Origin of the sequence: Oceanimonas sp. CAM02, from assembly GCF_032842915.1 — a bacterium.
In the GTDB taxonomy this organism is placed as follows: Bacteria; Pseudomonadota; Gammaproteobacteria; order Enterobacterales; family Aeromonadaceae; genus Oceanimonas; species Oceanimonas smirnovii.
The window spans coordinates 38,081-57,554 of sequence record NZ_JAWJBK010000014.1 but is presented as its reverse complement, the minus strand read 5'-3'; the positions used below and the strand labels follow the sequence as shown (position 1 = coordinate 57,554).

18 protein-coding genes and 1 pseudogene are annotated in these 19,474 nt (G+C 57.2%); 15 read left to right on the top strand and 4 right to left on the bottom strand.

Going from position 1 to position 19,474, the window contains the following annotated elements; genetic code table 11:
* From tuf to R0I78_RS04260, 4 genes and pseudogenes are all read left to right on the top strand, one after another.
* A pseudogene (gene tuf, locus R0I78_RS04275) lies at window positions 1–301 on the top strand (elongation factor Tu); the annotation flags it as partial.
* 158 nt (window positions 302–459) lie between these two features.
* Window positions 460–885, top strand: a complete 426-nt coding sequence (locus R0I78_RS04270; protein WP_317074435.1) for a TIGR01244 family sulfur transferase — start codon at window positions 460–462, stop codon at window positions 883–885.
* Window positions 882–2,567, top strand: a complete 1,686-nt coding sequence (locus R0I78_RS04265) for a SulP family inorganic anion transporter (protein WP_317074434.1) — start codon at window positions 882–884, stop codon at window positions 2,565–2,567. The genes R0I78_RS04270 and R0I78_RS04265 overlap by 4 nt, the downstream gene beginning before the upstream one ends.
* A gap of 106 nt (window positions 2,568–2,673) precedes the next feature.
* Window positions 2,674–2,865, top strand: coding sequence for a bacterioferritin-associated ferredoxin (locus tag R0I78_RS04260; RefSeq protein ID WP_019935978.1), 192 nt, complete (start codon window positions 2,674–2,676; stop codon window positions 2,863–2,865).
* Between the two features lie 55 nt (window positions 2,866–2,920).
* Here the strand turns inward: R0I78_RS04260 and R0I78_RS04255 are convergent, their stop codons facing one another.
* A complete protein-coding gene (locus R0I78_RS04255) occupies window positions 2,921–3,493 on the bottom strand; it encodes a superinfection exclusion B family protein (RefSeq protein WP_019935979.1) in 573 nt (190 codons plus the stop codon).
* Between the two features lie 36 nt (window positions 3,494–3,529).
* On the opposite strand from R0I78_RS04255, the gene R0I78_RS04250 reads away from it, so the two are divergent.
* From R0I78_RS04250 to R0I78_RS04240, 3 genes are all read left to right on the top strand, one after another.
* Window positions 3,530–3,658 carry a hypothetical protein gene (locus R0I78_RS04250; RefSeq protein ID WP_281163195.1) on the top strand — a complete coding sequence of 43 codons (129 nt, stop codon included), beginning with the start codon at window positions 3,530–3,532 and terminating at the stop codon, window positions 3,656–3,658.
* 97 nt (window positions 3,659–3,755) lie between these two features.
* Complete coding sequence (locus tag R0I78_RS04245; protein ID WP_019935980.1) at window positions 3,756–4,187, top strand: GlcG/HbpS family heme-binding protein; 432 nt, start codon at window positions 3,756–3,758, stop codon at window positions 4,185–4,187.
* A 169-nt stretch (window positions 4,188–4,356) separates the two neighbouring features.
* The gene (locus R0I78_RS04240; protein ID WP_019935981.1) at window positions 4,357–4,974 is read left to right on the top strand and encodes a TetR/AcrR family transcriptional regulator; all 618 of its coding nucleotides are present in this window, start codon (window positions 4,357–4,359) and stop codon (window positions 4,972–4,974) included.
* Between the two features lie 4 nt (window positions 4,975–4,978).
* On the opposite strand, the gene R0I78_RS04235 is transcribed toward R0I78_RS04240, so the two are convergent.
* Window positions 4,979–6,373 carry an MFS transporter gene (locus R0I78_RS04235; RefSeq protein WP_317074433.1) on the bottom strand — a complete coding sequence of 465 codons (1,395 nt, stop codon included), beginning with the start codon at window positions 6,371–6,373 and terminating at the stop codon, window positions 4,979–4,981.
* A 226-nt stretch (window positions 6,374–6,599) separates the two neighbouring features.
* On the opposite strand from R0I78_RS04235, the gene xdhA reads away from it, so the two are divergent.
* From xdhA to R0I78_RS04210, 5 genes are all read left to right on the top strand, one after another.
* A complete protein-coding gene (gene xdhA / locus R0I78_RS04230; RefSeq protein WP_317074432.1) occupies window positions 6,600–8,045 on the top strand; it encodes a xanthine dehydrogenase small subunit in 1,446 nt (481 codons plus the stop codon).
* A complete protein-coding gene (gene xdhB / locus R0I78_RS04225) occupies window positions 8,038–10,437 on the top strand; it encodes a xanthine dehydrogenase molybdopterin binding subunit (RefSeq protein ID WP_317074431.1) in 2,400 nt (799 codons plus the stop codon). The genes xdhA and xdhB overlap by 8 nt, the downstream gene beginning before the upstream one ends.
* A gap of 22 nt (window positions 10,438–10,459) precedes the next feature.
* Entirely contained in the window at window positions 10,460–11,278 is an 819-nt protein-coding gene (gene xdhC, locus R0I78_RS04220; protein WP_317074430.1) for a xanthine dehydrogenase accessory protein XdhC, read from the top strand.
* Between the two features lie 29 nt (window positions 11,279–11,307).
* Window positions 11,308–12,618 carry a guanine deaminase gene (gene guaD / locus R0I78_RS04215; protein ID WP_317074429.1) on the top strand — a complete coding sequence of 437 codons (1,311 nt, stop codon included), beginning with the start codon at window positions 11,308–11,310 and terminating at the stop codon, window positions 12,616–12,618.
* A gap of 204 nt (window positions 12,619–12,822) precedes the next feature.
* Window positions 12,823–13,557 (top strand): GntR family transcriptional regulator, encoded by a 735-nt coding sequence (locus R0I78_RS04210; RefSeq protein WP_019935987.1) that lies wholly within the window; start codon window positions 12,823–12,825, stop codon window positions 13,555–13,557.
* Window positions 13,558–13,605: 48 nt separating this feature from the next.
* On the opposite strand, the gene R0I78_RS04205 is transcribed toward R0I78_RS04210, so the two are convergent.
* Window positions 13,606–14,622, bottom strand: a complete 1,017-nt coding sequence (locus R0I78_RS04205; RefSeq protein ID WP_019935988.1) for a YeiH family protein — start codon at window positions 14,620–14,622, stop codon at window positions 13,606–13,608.
* Window positions 14,623–14,848: 226 nt separating this feature from the next.
* Between R0I78_RS04205 and R0I78_RS04200 the strand changes: the two genes are divergently transcribed.
* The 3 genes from R0I78_RS04200 (at window position 14,849) to R0I78_RS04190 (ending at window position 18,300) form a co-directional block, all read left to right on the top strand.
* On the top strand, window positions 14,849–15,247 hold the full coding sequence (locus R0I78_RS04200) for a nuclear transport factor 2 family protein (protein WP_317074428.1): 399 nt from the start codon (window positions 14,849–14,851) through the stop codon (window positions 15,245–15,247).
* A gap of 38 nt (window positions 15,248–15,285) precedes the next feature.
* Window positions 15,286–16,710: an NAD(P)/FAD-dependent oxidoreductase gene (locus R0I78_RS04195; RefSeq protein WP_317074427.1), complete on the top strand. Its 1,425-nt coding sequence runs from the start codon at window positions 15,286–15,288 to the stop codon at window positions 16,708–16,710.
* A 123-nt stretch (window positions 16,711–16,833) separates the two neighbouring features.
* Window positions 16,834–18,300, top strand: coding sequence for a PLP-dependent aminotransferase family protein (locus tag R0I78_RS04190; protein WP_317074426.1), 1,467 nt, complete (start codon window positions 16,834–16,836; stop codon window positions 18,298–18,300).
* Between the two features lie 57 nt (window positions 18,301–18,357).
* On the opposite strand, the gene R0I78_RS04185 is transcribed toward R0I78_RS04190, so the two are convergent.
* Window positions 18,358–19,398: a YeiH family protein gene (locus R0I78_RS04185; protein ID WP_317074425.1), complete on the bottom strand. Its 1,041-nt coding sequence runs from the start codon at window positions 19,396–19,398 to the stop codon at window positions 18,358–18,360.
* Between the last annotated feature and the right edge of the window lie 76 nt (window positions 19,399–19,474).

The window sequence follows — 19,474 nt, the reverse complement described above, 5'->3', positions numbered from 1 at the left end:
GCCGGGCTCCATCACTCCGCACACCGACTTCGAATCCGAAGTATACGTACTGTCCAAAGACGAAGGCGGCCGTCACACTCCGTTCTTCAAAGGCTACCGTCCTCAGTTCTACTTCCGTACTACTGACGTGACCGGTACCATCGAACTGCCGGAAGGCGTTGAAATGGTAATGCCTGGCGACAACATCAAGATGGTTGTAAGCCTGATCGCTCCCATCGCGATGGAAGACGGTCTGCGCTTCGCTATCCGTGAAGGTGGCCGCACCGTGGGCGCCGGCGTTGTAGCCAAGATCATCAAGTAATTGATGACTTGCGCAACCCGCGCTGCAAAAAAGGAGGCTTCGGCCTCCTTTTTTCGTTTCTGAGCTTGCCTGCACACCTTTATGTTAGTAACTTCTAATCTAAAGGTGTGAGGGGAATGCTATCATTCGTCACCGATAACCCAATTAAGGAACCCAGTATGAATATCAAACAGGTAACCTCCGGCTTTGCGGTGGCGGATCAGGTCACCGCCGGCGATCTGGCGACGCTTAAACAGCTGGGATACAAAACCCTTATCTGTAACCGTCCTGATGGTGAAACAGAAGGGCAGCCTGCCGCCGAGGCGCTGGCAGCCGAGGCGCGCAGTCAGGGCTTTGCCTGGGAGTGGATTCCTATCAGCTCAGGCAACTTTACCGATGAGGCCATTACCGACTTTGACACGGCCCTGAAGCGCCACCCGGGCCCCGTACTGGCCTTTTGTCGCACCGGTACCCGCTCTATTACGCTGTGGGCCTTGTCTCAGGCAGCCCGGCAGCCGGCAGAAGTATTGCTGCAGCAGGCTGCTGCAGCTGGTTATGATCTCTCTGTCCATGCCGGCCGGATGGCGGAACGCCTGTCATCATGAGTCTGTTGCCCGAGTGGGCGAAAGATTATAGCCGCAGCATACTGGCTCAGGATGGAGCCGCAGCACTGATTGTTACCCTGATGCTGATCCCTCAGTCGCTGGCTTATGCCATGCTGGCGGGGCTGCCGCCTCAGGCTGGCCTTTATGCCAGCATATTGCCATTAATTATCTATGCACTGTCCGGCTCAAGCCGAACCCTGTCGGTTGGGCCGGTGGCGGTGTTGTCTCTGATGACGGCGGCTACCCTGGGCCAGCTCTCACTGCAGGGAGTGCATTACACTGACGGGGCCCTGGCGCTGGCGTTGCTGAGCGGTGGCTGGTTGCTGCTGTTTGGCCTGTTCCGGCTGGGGTTTGTGGCGCATTTTATCAGTCATTCAGTGATGTCGGGCTTTATCAGTGCGTCTGCGGTGCTGATTACGCTAAGCCAGTTGCGTCACCTGCTGGGGGTTCAGCTTGAAGGGGCGCTCTGGCAGCTTCCTGTGGTGCTGGTGGCCCAGTCTGAAGCCATACCGCCGGCGACCCTGGGGGTGTCGGTTATCAGCCTGATCGCCCTGTTATGGGCCCGGGCCGGCCTTAAAGGCCTGTTGTTGCGGATAATGAGCCCGGCCTCGGCCACCGCAGTGGTGCGGCTGATGCCGGCCCTGGTGGTGATGTCGGCGATTGTACTGTCGGTGCAGCTGGATCTGGAGAGCGCCGGCGTGGCGGTGGTGCAATCCGTTCCGGCTGGCTTGCCGGTGCTGAGCTGGCCCGAGTGGCACAATTTGCCATGGCGGGAGCTGGTATTGCCTTCATTACTGCTGGGCCTGGTGGGATTCGTCGAGTCGGTATCCATCGGTCAGACTCTGGCAGCGCGCCGCCGGCAACGCATTCGGCCCAACAGGGAGCTGATTGGCCTGGGGCTGGCTAACTTGTCTGCAGGCGTCTCCGGTGGCATGCCGGTAACCGGGGGCTTTGCCCGCTCCGTGGTGAACTTTGACGCCGGCGCACAAACGCCGGCAGCCGGTATTTATGCTGCTTTCGGCATTACCCTGGCCGGGCTCTGGTTTGCGCCCTGGCTGAGTAACCTGCCCCAGGCAGTGCTGGCCGCCACCATAGTTGTATCGGTACTGGGGTTGTTTGACTGGCGGCATTTCGGCTACACCTGGCGTTATTCCCGAGCTGACTTCAGTGCCTTGTGCGTTACCTTTATCGTGACGCTGACGGCAGGCGTTGAGATCGGCCTGGTGAGCGGCATTCTGGTGTCACTGTTGCTGCATTTGTATCACAGCCACAAGCCACACTGGGCTGAGGTGGGCCGCATTGCCGGCACGGAGCATTTTCGTAACCGGCTCCGTCATCGTGTAGAGCTGAACGAGAGGCTGCTGTGTCTGCGAATTGACGAAAGCCTGTATTTTGCCAATGCGGGTGAGCTGGAAGAGGTAATCGCGACGCTGGTCAGTCAGCGCCCCGGGCTGCGCCACCTGGTGCTGCAATGCACGGCAGTCAACCGCATTGACGCTTCAGCCCTCGACAGCCTGCTGATGATTAATGAACGCCTCAGGCTTGCCGGTATTTGTTTTCATCTGGCCGAGGTAAAAGGCCCTGTGATGGATCGGCTGGAGCGCAGCGAGCTGTTGCGGCAACTCAGTGGCAAGGTCTATCTGACGCTGTTTCAGGCCTGGCAAGAGCTGGGCGGGTCGTGAGTGTTAAAAAGGACACTTGACGTAAATCGACGTGTTTTTAGTCAAAATTAACTTGCACTGATAACTGATATCATTTAGATTTGCCCTATAGCGGAGGGCATCATTTATGTATGTTTGTTTGTGCAAAGGTATTACCGAACGCCAGTTAAAAGCAGCCATTGCCGAAGGCAATGCCGATTTTATGGATCTCAAGCGCGAGCTGGGAGCTGGCTCCCAGTGTGGTAAATGTATTCCGGTTGCACTGGCCATTCTGGCTGAAGAAACCGCTAAAAACGCCGTCTTTTATGAAGTGGCCTGACACCGGCCGCCTAGTACAAAAAAAGCTCCTTCGGGAGCTTTTTTTGTTGAAGCAGTCAGCTGCGGCCCAGCTGTTTGTAAGCATAGCGGGGGCGAGAGCTGAGGAGCTGACTTTTCTGCTCTTCGGTCATGTTGGCCGGATTCAGCCCCAGTACTCTGAAGGTTAACAGGGGGCGCGCTTCCAGCGTGATCATCAGCGCCTTGATGGCCTGCAGGCTGTTTTCTCCCGGCTCGCCGTAGGCGTAGGTCAGAATGCCCTGATTCAACAAATTTTTGACGGCGGGCTCGGTGACCGGCAGTTTTATGACGCTTTTACGCTGGATCACAAACTCCCGCAGCACGGCTTTTTCATTCGGATCCAGGTATTCAAGCAGCTCTTTCAGCAGCTTTTGCCGGGTCACTCGCTGTTTACGATAAAACACATGCTGAAACAGCATGATGGCACCAATCGACAGAAAATAAGTCGCTGACAACACCAGGGCAAGCACAAAGAGTAGCCGGTAATCGGCAAGCCAGAGTCCAAAGGCACCGGTAAACAGACTGTCGGGCAACAGCGTGATCAGCAGGCAGCTCAGCATCAGCCAGCACATAAACCAGTTCAGCGTAGAAACCTGTCGCAGCTCCGGCATTGTATTTTCTCCATTGAATGATGCCTGAGCCGAGAAGTGAGCAATATTCGTGCCATTGGTCAGGCAGGCAGCGGCCAGAAGACAGTTAATACATCAATGCCGGCACTTGTTAATGGCTTACGCAAAACAGGAGCAGAAGTGACGCAAGGTTTGTCTTTATATTAAACGTATACAAATATCTGTTAACTTTGTCGCGATTTTATGTTTTATTGGTGTCCAGTTGGTAATACTTTAGTATGGCTAGACAGGGAGTCATTGAGTAATGAATACAATTTCACTTGAGCAGGCATTATCAATCACCGAAGGTGCGCTGCAGCGCGCTAGGGAAATGTCTGCCGCACCGCTGACCGTCGCCGTGCTCGACAGTGCCGGCGTGCTGGTATCTTTGCAGCGTGAAGATACTGCCAGTCTGATGCGTCCCGATATTGCCATTGCCAAGGCCTGGGGCTCCATCGCACTGGGTCGCAGCTCCCGTGGTCTGGCCGAAATGGCAGAAGCCCGTCCGGGCTTTATGCAATCCATCAATACTCTGGGTCAGGGCAAAGTGTTGCCTGCTCCCGGTGGCGTACTTATTCGTAACGACAATAATCTGATCATTGGTGCCGTGGGCATTACCGGTGATCTGTCTGATGTGGATGAAGCCTGCGCCGTTGCCGGCATTGAAAAAACCGGCCTGAAGGCAGACTGCAGCTAATATTCGGTGCGCGCCCGCCTGCGTGCGGCTCATCACCCCATTGTTTTGGTCGAGGGGTAACCTTGGTTACTCTTTTTTCACGCTCACCCTGTGGTGGGCGTTTTTTTATGAATTTGTAACCGATTAGGGTATGGTTGCTGACTAGTAGGTCAAACAAACGTAAAGAACTATGTCACGGATAAGAGCCAGAAACGAAGAAAAAATCATACGCGCTGCCAGCCGGGTATTTGCCGAGCATGGCTATGCCGCCACCAAAACTGCCGATATCGCCGAGCTGGCTCAGTTGCCCAAGCCCAATATCTACTACTATTTCGGCAGCAAGGAAAATCTCTACCGCGCTGTACTGGAAAGCGTGACCGAGCCGCTGCTGGCGGCCTCTGCTCCTTTTGAGGAGCATGCTGATCCGGTAATGGCACTGACGGCTTACATACGCACCAAGCTGACGATTTCCCGTGACTACCCTTATGCCTCAAAGGTGTTTGCCAGTGAAATCATGCATGGTGCTCCTCACTTGCCAGAAGATCTGATTGCTCGCCTGAGTGAGCAGACCAAAACGCTGAGCAGCAAGCTGAGTGACTGGATGGGGCAGGGATTGATGGAGCAGTTTGAGCCACGGCATCTGCTGTTTGCCATCTGGGCCTCTACCCAGACTTATGCCGATTTTAACTGGCAGATCACCATGGCCCTGGGTAAGGAGGAGCTGGATGACAGCGACTTTGAACAGGCCGCCGAAGTGATCACCCGGCTGGTGATTGAAGGCTGCCGAGTGCGTCCTTTACCTCAGTAACGTTTCAGCCCGGCTGGTTCTTGGCCTGATTACCCAGCTCTTTGTCGGGCATCACGAAACCCAACAGCAGGCACACCAGCCCATATCCTGTGAGCGAGCTGTAAACGGGTACCGACCAGTCGCTTAACTGCTGCTGATATTGCCAGCTCAGCCAGACCACTCCCAGGGTGCCGCCCAGGGAGCGACAGAAGTTCATCAGCGCCAGCCCGGCACCCAGCTGAGGGGAAGGCAGGGCGTTTTGCACTGCAATGGAGCAGGCCACAATCAAAAAGCCGATGCCCACGCCACCGGCAATCAGGCCGCCATACAGCCAGGGGCCGTTCAGCCAGCGGCCAAATAGCGCCAGTAACAACGCACAGCCAAGGCCCAGCAGAACACCGCCCGCCCAGGGAAAAGGACGGCAAAAGCCGCTGTGAGCAATGCGCTTGCCGCTGATAAAAGTACCGGCGGTCACACTCAGAATAAACCAGAGTAACACCCGGCTGGTGCCGTCCGGGCTCATGCCTTGCTGTTGCTCCAGCGCCAGTGGCAGATAAACCAGCAGCCCCAGTCGCACACCTTCCGACAGCGCCAGCAACAAAAAGGCAATGGCCAGCAAACGGTTGCCCAGCAGTCGTAATGGCAACACCGGATTGGAATGACGCCATTGTTGTACCAGCAGCACCAGGCTGAGCAGGGCAGCCCCGGTCATCATATAAGGCTGGTATGCCGCCAGTGCCGGCAACAGCTCGGCGGTATTGGTAGACAAACCCCAGCCGGTGCCGGCCAGCAGCAGCAAAGTAATGCCGATATTATCCGGCTTGCTGCGGGCTCCTTTATGACCCAGATCCTTTAATGCCCAATAACTCACTGCCATGGCCAGCAGCCCCAGGGGCAGCTTGAACAGAAACAGCCAGCGCCAGTCAAAATGCGCCACCATAAAGGCGCCCAGCAGCGGGCCGGCCACGCTGGAAACGGCAAACAGAGTGGAAATCAGCCCCTGATAACGGCCTACCTGACGGGGTGGTATCACATCGGCAATCACTGCAAACGACAGTGCAATCAGACCACCGCCGCCCAGGCCGGTGAGCAGCCGGGTGGCCAGCAACACCGGCAGGCTGTCGGTAAGGGCGCTTGCCAGTGAGCCAAAGGTAAACAGCGCCAGCGCTGCGGCCAGACAGGGGGTGCGGCCAAAGCGGTCGCTCAGCCGGCCATATACCGGCATGGTCAGGGTCATGGTGAACAAATAACTGCTTACCAGCAGCGGGGCCAGCTGTGGCGAGTCAAAGATCTCACCCAGCCGGGAGATAGCCGGCATCAGTAAGGTAATTTCCAGCGCTCCCAGCATAATGGCCATGGCCACGCCGGCAAACACTCTGTGTGCTTGCTGGCTTTGTTGCACCTGAATTGTTTCAGACATGATAAAAATGACTCCCACTACACTTTAAGAGATCAGGCTGCTTGGCTATCACAATTTGTGAGCAAAACTGCTTTTTCAGCAAGCAGTTAACTACGAACCGGGCAAGCGTCGCAAGCCATGTGTAAAATTTTTGTTGACCGAGAGGTCAAATTTTAATTTAATTGGATGTAAAGATATTAACAACTCATCTGTTCGTCCGGGTGTTTTACCCTGAAGGAGGCAAGCTGTGATCACCTTTTTGTTAAACCAGGAGCTGCGACAGGAAAAAGACCTGTCCCCTAATATGACGGTGCTCAATTACCTGCGCACCCGCGTTGGTAAAACCGGCACCAAGGAAGGCTGCGGCTCCGGTGACTGCGGTGCCTGCACTGTGGTGCTGGGCGAGCGGGATGGTGATCGCATGCGCTATCGCTCGGTCAATTCCTGTCTTACCTTTGTCTCGGCCCTGCACGGCAAGCAGCTGCTGACCGTGGAAGATCTTAAGTCCAGAGACGGCCGCCTGCATCCGGTGCAGCAGGCCATGGTGGACTTCCATGGCTCTCAGTGCGGCTTCTGTACCCCGGGCTTTATCATGTCGATGTTTGCTCTGAGCAAGAACAAACCTGCCGCTGACAAACACGATATCTTTGAGGCGCTGGCCGGCAACCTGTGCCGCTGCACCGGCTATCGCCCCATCGTGGATGCCGCCAAAGCCATAGCCGAGCAGCCACAGCTGGCCGATGACTTCTCTCGATATGAGCAGGAACTGCTGGCGCGGCTGGGCAAGATTGAAACCGATACTCTGGTCACTCTTACCGGTGATGACAAGGTCTGTTTCTCGCCCACCAGCAGTGCCGAGCTGGGCACCCTGCTGGAGCAGCATCCGGATGCCCGGCTGCTGGCCGGCGGCACCGATCTGGCTCTGGAAGTGACCCAGTTTCACCGCGAGCTGCCCACCATGATTTATGTGGGCAATGTGGCCGACATGAAAACCCTGGAAGAAACCGAGCAGGGGCTGGTGATTGGGGCGGCCCGCTCTTTAACCGACAGCTATGAAGCGTTAAGCCGCTACTACCCCGACTTTGGCGAGCTGCTGCATCGCTTTGCTTCGCTGCAAATCCGCAACCAGGGCACCCTGGGGGGCAACATCGGCAACGCCTCGCCCATCGGTGATGCGCCGCCGGTGCTGATTGCCCTGAACGCCACTCTGGTGCTGCGCAAAGGGAGCAGAGTGCGGGAACTGCCGGTGGAAGACTACTTCCTCAGCTACAAGGTGACCGCTCAGGAAGAAGGGGAGTTTATCGAGAAGATCATAGTGCCCAAACCGTCGGCCAATCAGCACTTCAGGGTGTACAAGCTGTCCAAACGAATAGACGACGATATTTCTGCGGTGTGTGGTGCCTTCAACCTGATCATTGAAAACGGCATCATCACCGATGCCCGCATCGGTTTTGGCGGCATGGCCGCCACCCCCAAACGAGCCAGTGGCTGCGAGCAAGCGCTGGTGGGCAAGATCTGGAACATGGCCACGGTCAAGGCCGGCATGAAGGCCCTTGAAGCCGACTTTGAACCGCTGTCGGACTTCCGTGCCAGCAAGGAATACCGCATCAAAACAGCGGCCAACCTGCTGTATAAGTGCTTTATCGAACAACAGGATCTGAAACTGGAAACCAGGGTGACGTCTTATGTCTAATAAACCTCAGAACACGCTCACTATCGATGAAATGATGGCGAAATTAAAACAGGAACTGCAAACCGGCGTGGGCAAGAGCGTGCCTCATGACAGCGCCGCCCGGCAGGTATCCGGCGAGGCCCAGTACATAGACGATCGCCTGGAGTTCCCCAATCAGCTGCATGTGTATGCCCGCCTGTCGGACCAGGCCCATGCTCGCATTACCAGGCTGGATGTGAGCCCCTGCTACGATTTTCCCGGTGTGGCCATTGCCATTACCGCCGAGGACGTGCCCGGCGAGCTGGATATCGGCCCGGTACTGGCGGGTGATCCACTGCTGGCGGACGGCAAAGTGGAATATTACGGCCAGCCGGTGCTGGCGGTAGCCGCCAATGATATGGAAACCGCCCGCAAGGCTGCCATGGCCGCCATTGTGGAATACGAAGAACTGCCGGCGGTGCTGTCGGTGGAAGAGGCGCTGGAAAAAGAGCTGTTTGTCACCGAAAGCCACAAGCAGCAGCGAGGTGACTCCGCCGCCGGTCTGAAAAAGGCCAAACACGTCATTGAAGGCAGCCTGCATATCGGCGGTCAGGAGCACTTTTATCTGGAGACCCAGGTCAGCTCTGTGGTGCCGACGGAAGACGGCGGCATGATGGTATTCACCTCCAGCCAGAACCCCACCGAGGTACAGAAGCTGGTGGCCAGTGTGCTGGACGTGCCCATGAACAAAGTGGTCATCGACATGCGCCGCATGGGCGGTGGCTTTGGCGGCAAGGAAACCCAGGCCGCCGGCCCCGCCTGCATGGCGGCGGTGGTGGCGCGCCTCACCGGTCGTCCGGCCAAAATGCGGTTGCCGCGCATGGAAGACATGATCATGACCGGCAAGCGTCACCCCTTCTTTAACCAGTACAAGATTGGCTTTGACGACAGCGGCCGCATTCAGGCGGCAGAAATTACCGTGGCCGGTAACTGTGGCTACTCGCCGGATCTGTCCTCGTCCATCGTTGACCGGGCCATGTTCCACTCCGACAACGCCTATTACCTGGGTGATGCCACCGTTATCGGTCATCGCTGCAAGACCAATACCGCGTCTAACACCGCCTATCGCGGTTTTGGCGGCCCTCAGGGCATGATGACCATTGAACACGTAATGGACGAAATTGCCTCTTATCTTGGCAAGGATCCCCTGGAGATCCGCAAGATTAACTTTTACGGCAAAGCCGAGCGCAACGTCACTCACTATCATCAGCCGGTGGAGCACAACATTATTCACGAGCTGGTGAATGATCTTGAGTTGTCGTCGGAATATGCCAGACGCCGGAAAGAAATTCGGGCCTTTAACGCCAAAAGCCCCATTCTGAAAAAGGGCATCGCCATCACACCGGTGAAGTTTGGTATCTCCTTTACGGCCACCTTTCTCAACCAGGCCGGGGCGCTGATCCACGTTTACACCGACGGCAGCATTCACCTTAACCATGGCGGCACCGAAATGGGTCAGGGCCTGAATATCAAGGTGGCCCAGATAGTCGCGGAAGAATTTCAGGTGGATATTGATCGCATTCAGATCACCGCCACCAATACCGACAAGGTGCCCAACACCTCGCCCACGGCGGCGTCGAGCGGTACCGATCTGAATGGCAAGGCGGCCCAGAATGCGGCCCGCACCATCAAGCAGCGGCTGATCGACTGGGCTGCCGGTCACTTTCAGGTGAGCCCGGAAGAAGTGGTGTTCAAAAACAACCTGGTGCAAATTCGCGATACCCTGATGGCGTTTCCGGAGTTTGTTCAGCTGGCCTACTTCAACCAGATTTCGCTGTCGAGCACCGGCTTCTACAAAACGCCGAAAATCTATTACGACCATGCCAGCGGCTCGGGCCGGCCTTTCTACTACTTTGCCTACGGCGCAGCCTGTGCCGAAGTGGTCATAGATACCCTTACCGGTGAATACAAGCTGCTGCGCACCGACATACTGCACGATGTGGGCGACTCCCTGAACCCGGCCATTGACATCGGTCAGGTGGAAGGAGCCTTTATTCAGGGGGCCGGCTGGCTCACCACCGAAGAGCTGGTATGGAACGACAAGGGCCGGCTGATGACCAGCGGACCGGCCAGCTACAAGATTCCGGCAGTGGCCGACATGCCCACGGATTTTCGTATCAAGCTGGTGGAAAACCGCAAGAACCCGGAAGACACCGTGTTTCACTCCAAGGCCGTGGGCGAGCCGCCCTTTATGCTTGGCATGGCAGTCTGGTGCGCACTGAAGGACGCCGTGGCCAGTGTCTCCGGTTACCTGCGCTATCCGCATATAGACGCACCGGCCACTCCGGAGCGGGTACTGTGGGCGGTGGAACAAATGCGAGAGCTGGCAGAGCAGCAGCAAGGCGCTGCCGAGCATGCGGTCAGTATGAAATAAGTCATTGGCCCGGGAGCGAAACATGTTCAAGGACAACTGGATTCAGGTTCTGGCCGAGCTGGAGCAGCGGGGTGAGCCCTGCATCATGGTCACAGTAGTGGAGCACAAGGGCTCCACCCCGCGGGACAGCGGTACCAAAATGCTGGTGACCGAAGCCGGCTGTTACGCCACCATTGGTGGCGGCCATCTGGAATTCAAAGCCATGGAGCTGGCGCGGCACATGCTGGCAGAAGGCGAGCAAGCCATGCGGGTGGAGCGTTTTAATCTTGGGGCCAGCCTGGGCCAGTGCTGCGGCGGCATGACCACCATAATGCTGGAGCCGGTGGTGCGGCCCCGCCATCATCTGGTGCTGTTTGGTGCCGGCCATGTGGCCAAGGCGCTGGTGCATATACTGGCCACGCTGCCGTTTCGCATTACCTGGATAGACTCACGGCCCGAGGAATTTCCCGCCAGCCTGCCCGAAGGAGTGACTGCCGTGGTCAGTGACGAGCCCGTTGACGAGATTGATGAGCAGCCTGCCGGCAGTTATTACCTGGTGATGACCCACAATCATCAGCTGGATCTGGAGCTGTGCGCCCGCATTCTTAAACGCAATGATGCCCGTTACTTTGGCGTGATTGGCTCGCGTACCAAGCGCAAGCGTTTTGACTACCGGCTGAAGGAGCGGGGGTTTGATGACGCCGCCCTGGCGAACATGATTTGCCCCATCGGCCTGGCCGAGGTCACCGGCAAACATCCGGCGGAAATTGCCGTGTCGGTGGCGGGTCAGCTGATTGCCGCTTATCAGGGTGAGGTCGTCAGCAATCAGGCGATTCCCGCCGCCCAGGCCGAGCATGCCTGATTTTATTGATTTCAAGGAGACGCGCAGAGATGACGCAACCCGTAGCCTATCGCGCCGCCATTTTTTACAGCCTGGGTGATCCGGCCAAAGTGGGCCTGGAAAACTCTTTTGCCTGGCATGAAGATGGGGTGCTGGTGGTGGCCGATGGCCATATTCAGGATGTGGGGCCGGCCCCGGAAGTACTGAACCGGCTGCCCGCCGGCACCCAGGTGGTGGAGCTTGAAAACCGGTTGATCACGCCGGGCTTTATCGACACTCATATTCATTTTCCACAAACCGAAATGATCGCCTCTTATGGTGATCAGCTGCTGGACTGGCTCAATAACTACACCTTTCCGGAAGAACGCAAGTTTGCCGATCCCGCACATGCTGCCCGAGTGGCAAAGCTGTTTCTCGATGAGCTGTTGCGCAACGGCACCACCACCGCCATGGTGTATGGCACTGTGCACCCCCAGGCGGTGGACGCCTTCTTTACCGAGTCCGAGCGGCGCAATACTCGCATGATCGCCGGCAAGGTGATGATGGATCGTCATGCTCCCGAATTTCTGCTGGACACGCCTGAGTCGTCCTATGCCGACAGCAAGGCGCTGATTGAGCGCTGGCACAACAAAGGCCGCCAGCTTTATGCGGTGACGCCGCGCTTTGCCCCCACCAGCAGCCCGGAACAGCTCGACGCCGCCGGCCGCCTGCTGCGTGAGCATAAGGATCTTTATCTGCAGACTCATCTGTCGGAAAACCGCAAAGAGATTGCCTGGGTCAAGGAGCTGTTTCCAGAGCGCTCCGGCTATCTGGATGTGTATGACCATCACGGTCTGCTCAGTGAGCGCTCCATATTTGCTCACAGTGTGCATCTGGAAGACGGTGAATGCGAGCGGCTCCATGCCACCGGCTCGGGGGTGTCTTTCTGTGCCACCTCCAACCTGTTTCTCGGCTCGGGCCTGCTCGATCTGGCGCGGCTGGAGCGCTTTGATGTCAATGTGAGCCTGGGTACGGACGTGGGCGGCGGTACCAGTTTCTCGCTGCTGCAGACCATGAATGAGGCTTACAAGGTGTTGCAGCTGCAGCAGCAAAAGCTGCATCCGCTCAAGGCGTTTTACCTGGCCACCCTGGGTGGTGCCGAGTCGCTGCGTCTGGATGACAAGCTGGGTAACCTGCTGCCGGGCAAGGAAGCCGACTTTCTGGTGCTGGATCTGAATGCCACAGCACTGATGCATGCCCGCACACAAAATGCACAAACTTTGTACGAAAAACTTTTTGTACTCATGATGCTGGGAGACGACAGAGCCATTGAAAGTACCTTTGTTTATGGCAAATGCCAGCATGGCAGAAATGGCGTCTGAGAGAGTTAAGAGGCATTTGAGTAGTAAGAAACGCCCGCTCAGGGCGTTTTTTGTGCTCAGTCACAGACTTGGACATTGTGGCTGTTGAATTGGCAAAAAGCGCGTTAGATTGTATACGTAAAGTGTAACAATTTTTTAACTGAAACAGGCAAGGATAGCGGTGATGTCGTCGCTGCAGCCAAGTCCGCAACTGGAAACAAAAACATGAGTTCACTCAGTCAACTGGAGCCGAGACCTGTCAAGTCGAGCTCAAACACGCAAGACGATATCGTCTACGAACATATTTTTGATGCCATTCTGGAGCAGCGACTGGCACCGGGCACCAAGCTCAGTGAAGAAGCGCTGGGCGATATTTTTGGCGTCAGCCGCACCATTATTCGCCGTGCCCTGCTGCGCCTGTCTCACGAGCAGGTGGTGATTATTCGCCCCAACCGGGGGGCCGTGGTGGCCGCACCCAGCGTGGAAGAAGCCCGGCAAATTTTCGCCGCCCGCCGCGTGGTTGAGCTGGCGGTTATTGAGCTGGCGGTAAAAAATGCCACCCCCGAAAGCCTGGCCCGTATGCGTGCCATGGTGCAGGAAGAGCAGGACGCCTTTGCCCGGGGCGATCGCGGCAGCGGCATTCGCCTGTCTGGTGAGTTTCACCTTGAGCTGGCGCACATGGCCAACAATACACCGCTGCTTAACTTTCAGCGCAGTGTGGTGTCACAGACATCACTGATTATTGCCCAGTATGAAGTCGGTCATCAGGCCCACTGCTCCTTTAACGAGCATGAAATATTGCTGAATGCCATCGAAACCGGCGACAAAGATACCGCCATGCAAAAAATGGCCGAGCATCTGGACCATATCGAAGCCAAGCTCAATCTGGACGGCGATTCCGCCTCCACGGATCTGCATGTGGTCTTTTCCGGCGTGGCCAAAAAACGCCGCGGCCGTTAATTCGTCCAGAAATAATAAAGGGCGGCTCACTGGCCGCCCTTTGTGTTTTTAGTGAGTCAGCAGCAGATAGCTCAGGATCAGCAGGGCGATAAAGACAGTTTCCAGCACCACCAGCAAAACCGGTTTCCAGCCTACCGAGAGAATGTCTTTCAGCTGAGTGCGCACGCCCAGCGCGGCAATGGCAGTGAGCAGCAGCCAGGACGAACTGTCCGCCAGCTGACCGGCCAGCTGTTGCGGCAGCCAGCCCAGGCTGTTAATGATAAACAGCACCACAAAGCCGATTAAAAACCCCGGAATGGCTACCTTTCCGCTCTCATTGCCGTTGCCCTGTTTGCTGGCGGCCCGGCGAATAATAATGCCAATGGTCATCACAATGGGCACCAGCATGGCCACCCGCAGCAGCTTGACGAAGGTGCTCAAATCGCCCACTTCTTCCGACATGCTGTAGCCGGCCCCCACCACCTGAGCCACATCATGAATGGTGGCCCCGAGAAAAAGCCCGGCTTCCTGCCCGGTCAGCCCCAGCGCCTGGCTGATCATGGGATAGAAAATCATCGCCAGGGTACTGAGGGTGGTGACGATAATCACGGTAAACAGCGTATCGCGTTTAGCCTGCTCGCTGTTGGGCAGCACGCTGCTGATGGCCATGGCCGCCGAGGCACCGCAAATGGCCACTGAGCCGCCGGTCAGGGTGCCAAAGGCACTGCTGAAGCCGAGCCAGCGGGCCATCACCACGCCAAAAGCAATGGTCAGCACCACCGCCGAGCACACCATCAGCATGGGTTGCCAGCCCAGGGTCAGCACATCACCAAAGGTAATGCGCAGGCCCAGCAGAGCCACCCCCAGACGCAGCAGGGTTTTGGCTGAAAATTGCAGCCCCGGCGCACACTGGGATTCTTCACTGAGAAAGTTAAAGGCCAGCCCCAGCAGCAGCGCCATCAGCATGGCGGGCGCACCATAGTGCTGAGACAGAAAACTGGCGGCAATGCCGATGGTGGCGGCCACACACAAACCGGGAAAAAAACGTTTTCGAGTGTCGTCAAGACGACGCAGCAGCGCGGCCATCAGGCCTCCTGATTAAAAGTGCATAAGGATATTCCCTAATGTTATCAATGCCAGCCAGCCCAGGGCCAACCAAAGTTTGATTTGTTTCCTGTGTGGTGGTCCAAGTTAATCCGTGCAACTGGCGCTACCGGCCTTGGCCCCTTTCCCTCTAATGTTATGAAAATGTAAATAACTCGGTGCGCCGGGTCTTGATTCATCGCCACTTGCTGGCCAAGGGAGAATTGATATGTCTGCTGAAAATAACCAGAAAACCGTTGCGCTGCTGGAGCAGCTGTTTGCCGCCTTTAACCGTCACGATATTGAAGGCATCATGGCCTGCATGACCGACGATGTGGTGTTTGAAGGGGCGGCCGGGCCCGAAGCCCATGGTAACCGTTTTGTGGGTGCCGATGCGGTGGCGGCGGCCTTTATCAATGTATGGACCACAATGCCGGATGTGCAGTGGAACAACACCAGCCACTTTGCCACCGGCGATCGGGGTGTATCCCAGTGGACCTTCTGTGCCACCACGCCGGATGGCCGCCGTATTGAAGCCGATGGCGTGGATCTGTTTACCCTGAAAGGCGGCAAGCTGGCGCTGAAGCAGGCCTTCCGTAAGGATCGTCCGCTGCTGGATCCGCGCTAAGCCTCGGCAGCCTCACTCTGTTAACGGGAATCACGAATATGGATATGGTCAACAACACTCGGGCGGACTTCCGCCAGTCGGCCAAGGCCGATACCGTGCTGGATCGTTACGATCCCAGCTATGATCCCCTGGTAGCGGCCACGCCCGGGAAGGGTCAGCAGTATGCGCCCACTTATTGGGTTGCCACTGCCGGAACGCCGCCGGAGGATGATGGCCCCGTAACCGGTGACATGGATGTCGACGTCGTGATCATCGGCAGCGGCTTTACCGGCCTGTCTGCGGCGCTGCATCTGGCCAAGGAGCATGGCATCAGGGCCACCGTACTGGAAGCCAACCAGGTCAGCTGGGGCTGCACCAGCCGTAACGGCGGCCAGGCCCAGAACGCCTCGGGCCGGCTGACCCGCTCTCAGTGGATCAAACGCTGGGGGCTGACGACTGCCCGCAAAATGCATGATGAAGTGCAGGAAGGCTTTGATACCTTCAAGGGCCTGATCCGGGAAGGCAACATCGACTGTGATCCTCAGGATGGCGGCCACCTTTATATTGCCCACCGTGACAAAGCCATGCGCAAACTGGAAGCGGAAGCCAAAGTGCTGCGTGAACAGTTTGGCTATGACACCGAGCTGCTCGACAAGGCGACCTTAAGCCGTGATTATGTGAATGAAGCCGAGGCGGTAGGGGCCATGCACGAGCCGGAAGGCATTGGCGTGCATCCGCTCAAGCTGGCTCAGGGCTATCACCGCATGGCCCGCAATCTGGGGGCTACCATACATCCGTCCAGTCCGGTACTGGGCTGGGAAACCATTAATGGCGTACATCATATCAAGACCCCGGGCGGCACCGTCCGTGCCCGTGCCGTTGGGGTGGCCACCGGTGGCTATACCTCTCAGGGACTGCATGCCAGCCTGAACAGCAAGATTATGCCGATACTGTCGAACTCACTGGTGACCCGGCCGCTCACCGAGCAGGAAATTGCTGCCTGCAACTTCAAGACCAATGAAGTGATCACCGACACCCGGACTCTGCGGCATTATTATCGCAAGCTGCCCGACAACCGGGTGCAGATTGGCAGCCGCAGTTCCATTACCGGGGCCGATGCCGGCAACCATAAGCATCTGGAATTACTGATTAACGGCCTGCATCGCAAGTTTCCGGCGCTTACCGGCATTCAGATTGACTATTCCTGGTGGGGCTGGGTGGATGTCAGCCACGATATGATGCCGCGCATCTATCAGCCCGACGACAAGGAGCAGATTTTCTATGCCCTGGGCTACGGCGGTAATGGTGTGATGTTCTCGGCCCACGCCGGCCGGCGCATGGCCCAGCGCATTGCCGGCATTCGCGAAGGCTTTGAGCTGCCCATTTACAACTCACCGCTGCCGGGGCACCTGTTCGCCCCCTTCCGCCGGCTGGGTCAGCGCATGCTGTACCACTGGTATCATTTGCGTGACGAAGTGCTGTAAATGAACAAATAATTGTTAACAACCCTTTTACTTTACCGCCCTCTGAGTTACAACGGCTTACATCAGAGGGCGGCTTTTTGGTACCGCCAGCAGAATTCAACTCGCTGACAGGTAAGCCTTTTCATGCTTCATTTATTTCATCTCTCCACGGAAAAAAACACCAGTCTGCAGCAACAGCTGCGTGAACAAATTGCTGCCGCCATTCTTAATGGCAATATTCCGGCGGACAGCCCGCTGCCATCCAGCCGCAAGCTGGCCAAGCAGCTCAGCATTGCCCGTAATACGGTGGTACTGGCCTACGAGCATCTGCTCGATGACGGCTATCTGCTGGCGCGGGAGCGCAGCGGTTATTTTGTTAATCCGGAGATTTTGTCCCGTCGTCCTGAGCTGCCGGCAGAAACCGCACCGGCTAGTGAAGGCACGCCACCGGACTGGGGCCGCAAGCTCAAGATCCATCCCAGTGCTCAGCACAATATCAGCAAGCCCAAAGACTGGCAGAAATACCCTTATTCCTTTATTTACGGCCAGTTTGATCCCACCCTGTTTCCCAGCAACAACTGGCGCGAATGCTGCCGTGATGCGGTGAGCATTCCGGCCATTCGTGACTGGGCTTCCGACAGTTTCGACAACGACGATCCGCTGCTGATCGAACAGATCCGTACTCGCCTGTTGCCACGGCGCGGGGTCTGGGCCTCGGCGGATCAGATCCTGGTCACGGTAGGGGCGCAGCAGGCGCTCTATTTGCTGGCGCGCTTACTGCTGGATAAAGACAGTACCATCGGCATTGAAGATCCCGGCTATGTGGATATTCGCAATATTGCCACCATGAACCCGGCCAAAGTGCGGCCGCTGCCGGTGGATGAGCAGGGGCTGATCATCGATGATCAGCTGGCCGGCTGCGATCTGGTGTATACCACCCCCAGTCATCAGTGTCCGACCACGGTCACCATGCCGCTGGAGCGCCGCTTTGAACTGCTGAAGCAGGCCAGCGAGCGTGATTTTCTGATTATTGAAGATGACTATGAAAGTGAAACCAACTTCAGGACCAACCCTACGCCGGCGCTGAAGAGTCTGGATGATAATGACCGGGTGCTTTATGTGGGCAGTCTCTCCAAAACCCTGGCACCCGGGCTTCGGCTGGGTTATCTGGTGGGACCGGCGGAGCTGATCCGTGAAGCCCGGGCCCTGCGCCGGCTGATGCTGCGGCATCCGGCGGCCAACAACCAGCGTTCGGTGGCGCTGTTTCTGGAGCGGGGCTATCACGATGCGCTGATCATGAATCTGGCCAAGGCCTATGAAGCGCGCTGGCAGGAGATGGGCAAGGCGCTGGATGAGTTCCTGCCCTGCTCCAGCCGCCAGCCCGGTTTTGGCGGCTCCTGCTACTGGGTAAAAGGCCCGGACGGGCTCGACAGCCGTATTTTGCGTAAAGAAGCCGCCGACAGAGGCATTCTGATCGAGCCCGGCGATATTCATTTTCAGGGTGAGCGAGTGCCGCTCAACTATTTTCGGCTGGGTTATTCCTCCATTGCCGCGGATCGCATTCGCCCCGGCATCGAGTCTCTGGTGGCGTTGATCCGCGATATGACTTGATTAAAAAAGCCCCGCATGTGCGGGGCCAAAAAGTGCAAGGGTAGTAAAACAATATCATCAGCCCATCAGCAGCAAATAAGCGAGCACCAGCAGGGCGATAAAGGCGGTTTCCAGCACCACCAGCAGCACCGGCTTCCAGCCTACCGACAGAATGTCTTTCAGCTGGGTGCGCACGCCCAGAGCGGCAATGGCGGTGAGCAGCAGCCAGGACGAGCTGCCGGCCAGAGGCTGAGCGATGTTCTGAGGGATCCAGCTCAGGCTGTTGAGCACAAACAGCACCACAAAGCCGATCAAAAAGCCGGGAATGGCCACACTGCCACCTTGGCTTTGTTCGCCTTTTTTGCTGGCGGCACGGCGGATCAGAATGCCGATGGTCATCACGATGGGCACCAGCATGGCCACCCGCAGCAGTTTTACAAAGGTGCTGAGATCACCCACTTCGGCGGACATGCTGTAGCCGGCCCCCACCACCTGGGCCACATCGTGAATGGTGGCACCGATAAACAGGCCGGCTTCCTGATCCGACAGCCCCAGGCTCTCGCTTATCATGGGGTAGAAGATCATCGCCAGGGTGCTGAGGGTGGTCACGCTGATCACGGTGAACAGGGTATCGCGCTTGGCCTGCTCACTCTGGGGCAACACACTGCTGATGGCCATGGCCGCCGACGCGCCGCAAATGGCCACAGAGCCACCGGTAAGGGTGCCAAATTCCTTTGAAAAGCCGAGCCAGCGGGCCATGACTACGCCAAAGCCAATGGTCAGCACCACCGCGGAGCACACCATCAGCATGGGCTGCCAGCCCAGGGTCAGCACATCGCCAAAGGTGATGCGCAGGCCCAGCATGGCAACCCCCAGGCGCAGCACGGTTTTGGCCGACAGCTCAAGGCCCGGCGCGCATTGCGGTTCGTGGCTGAGAAAGTTAAACGCCAGCCCCAGCAGCAGTGCCATCAGCATGGCGGGGGCACCATAATGCTGAGACAAAAAGCTGGCGGCAATGCCAATGGTGGCAGCAACGCAAATGCCGGGAAAATAGCGCTTGCGGGTGCCGTCCAGGCGGTACAGCAGGCCCATTACCGGAGAGTGGGTGTCGGCAGCCATGGAATTTCCTCCGTGAAACAAATCCAGTCAATGTTGCTGTTATGTTATTGACGATGCTGTGATGCAGGCCAATGCC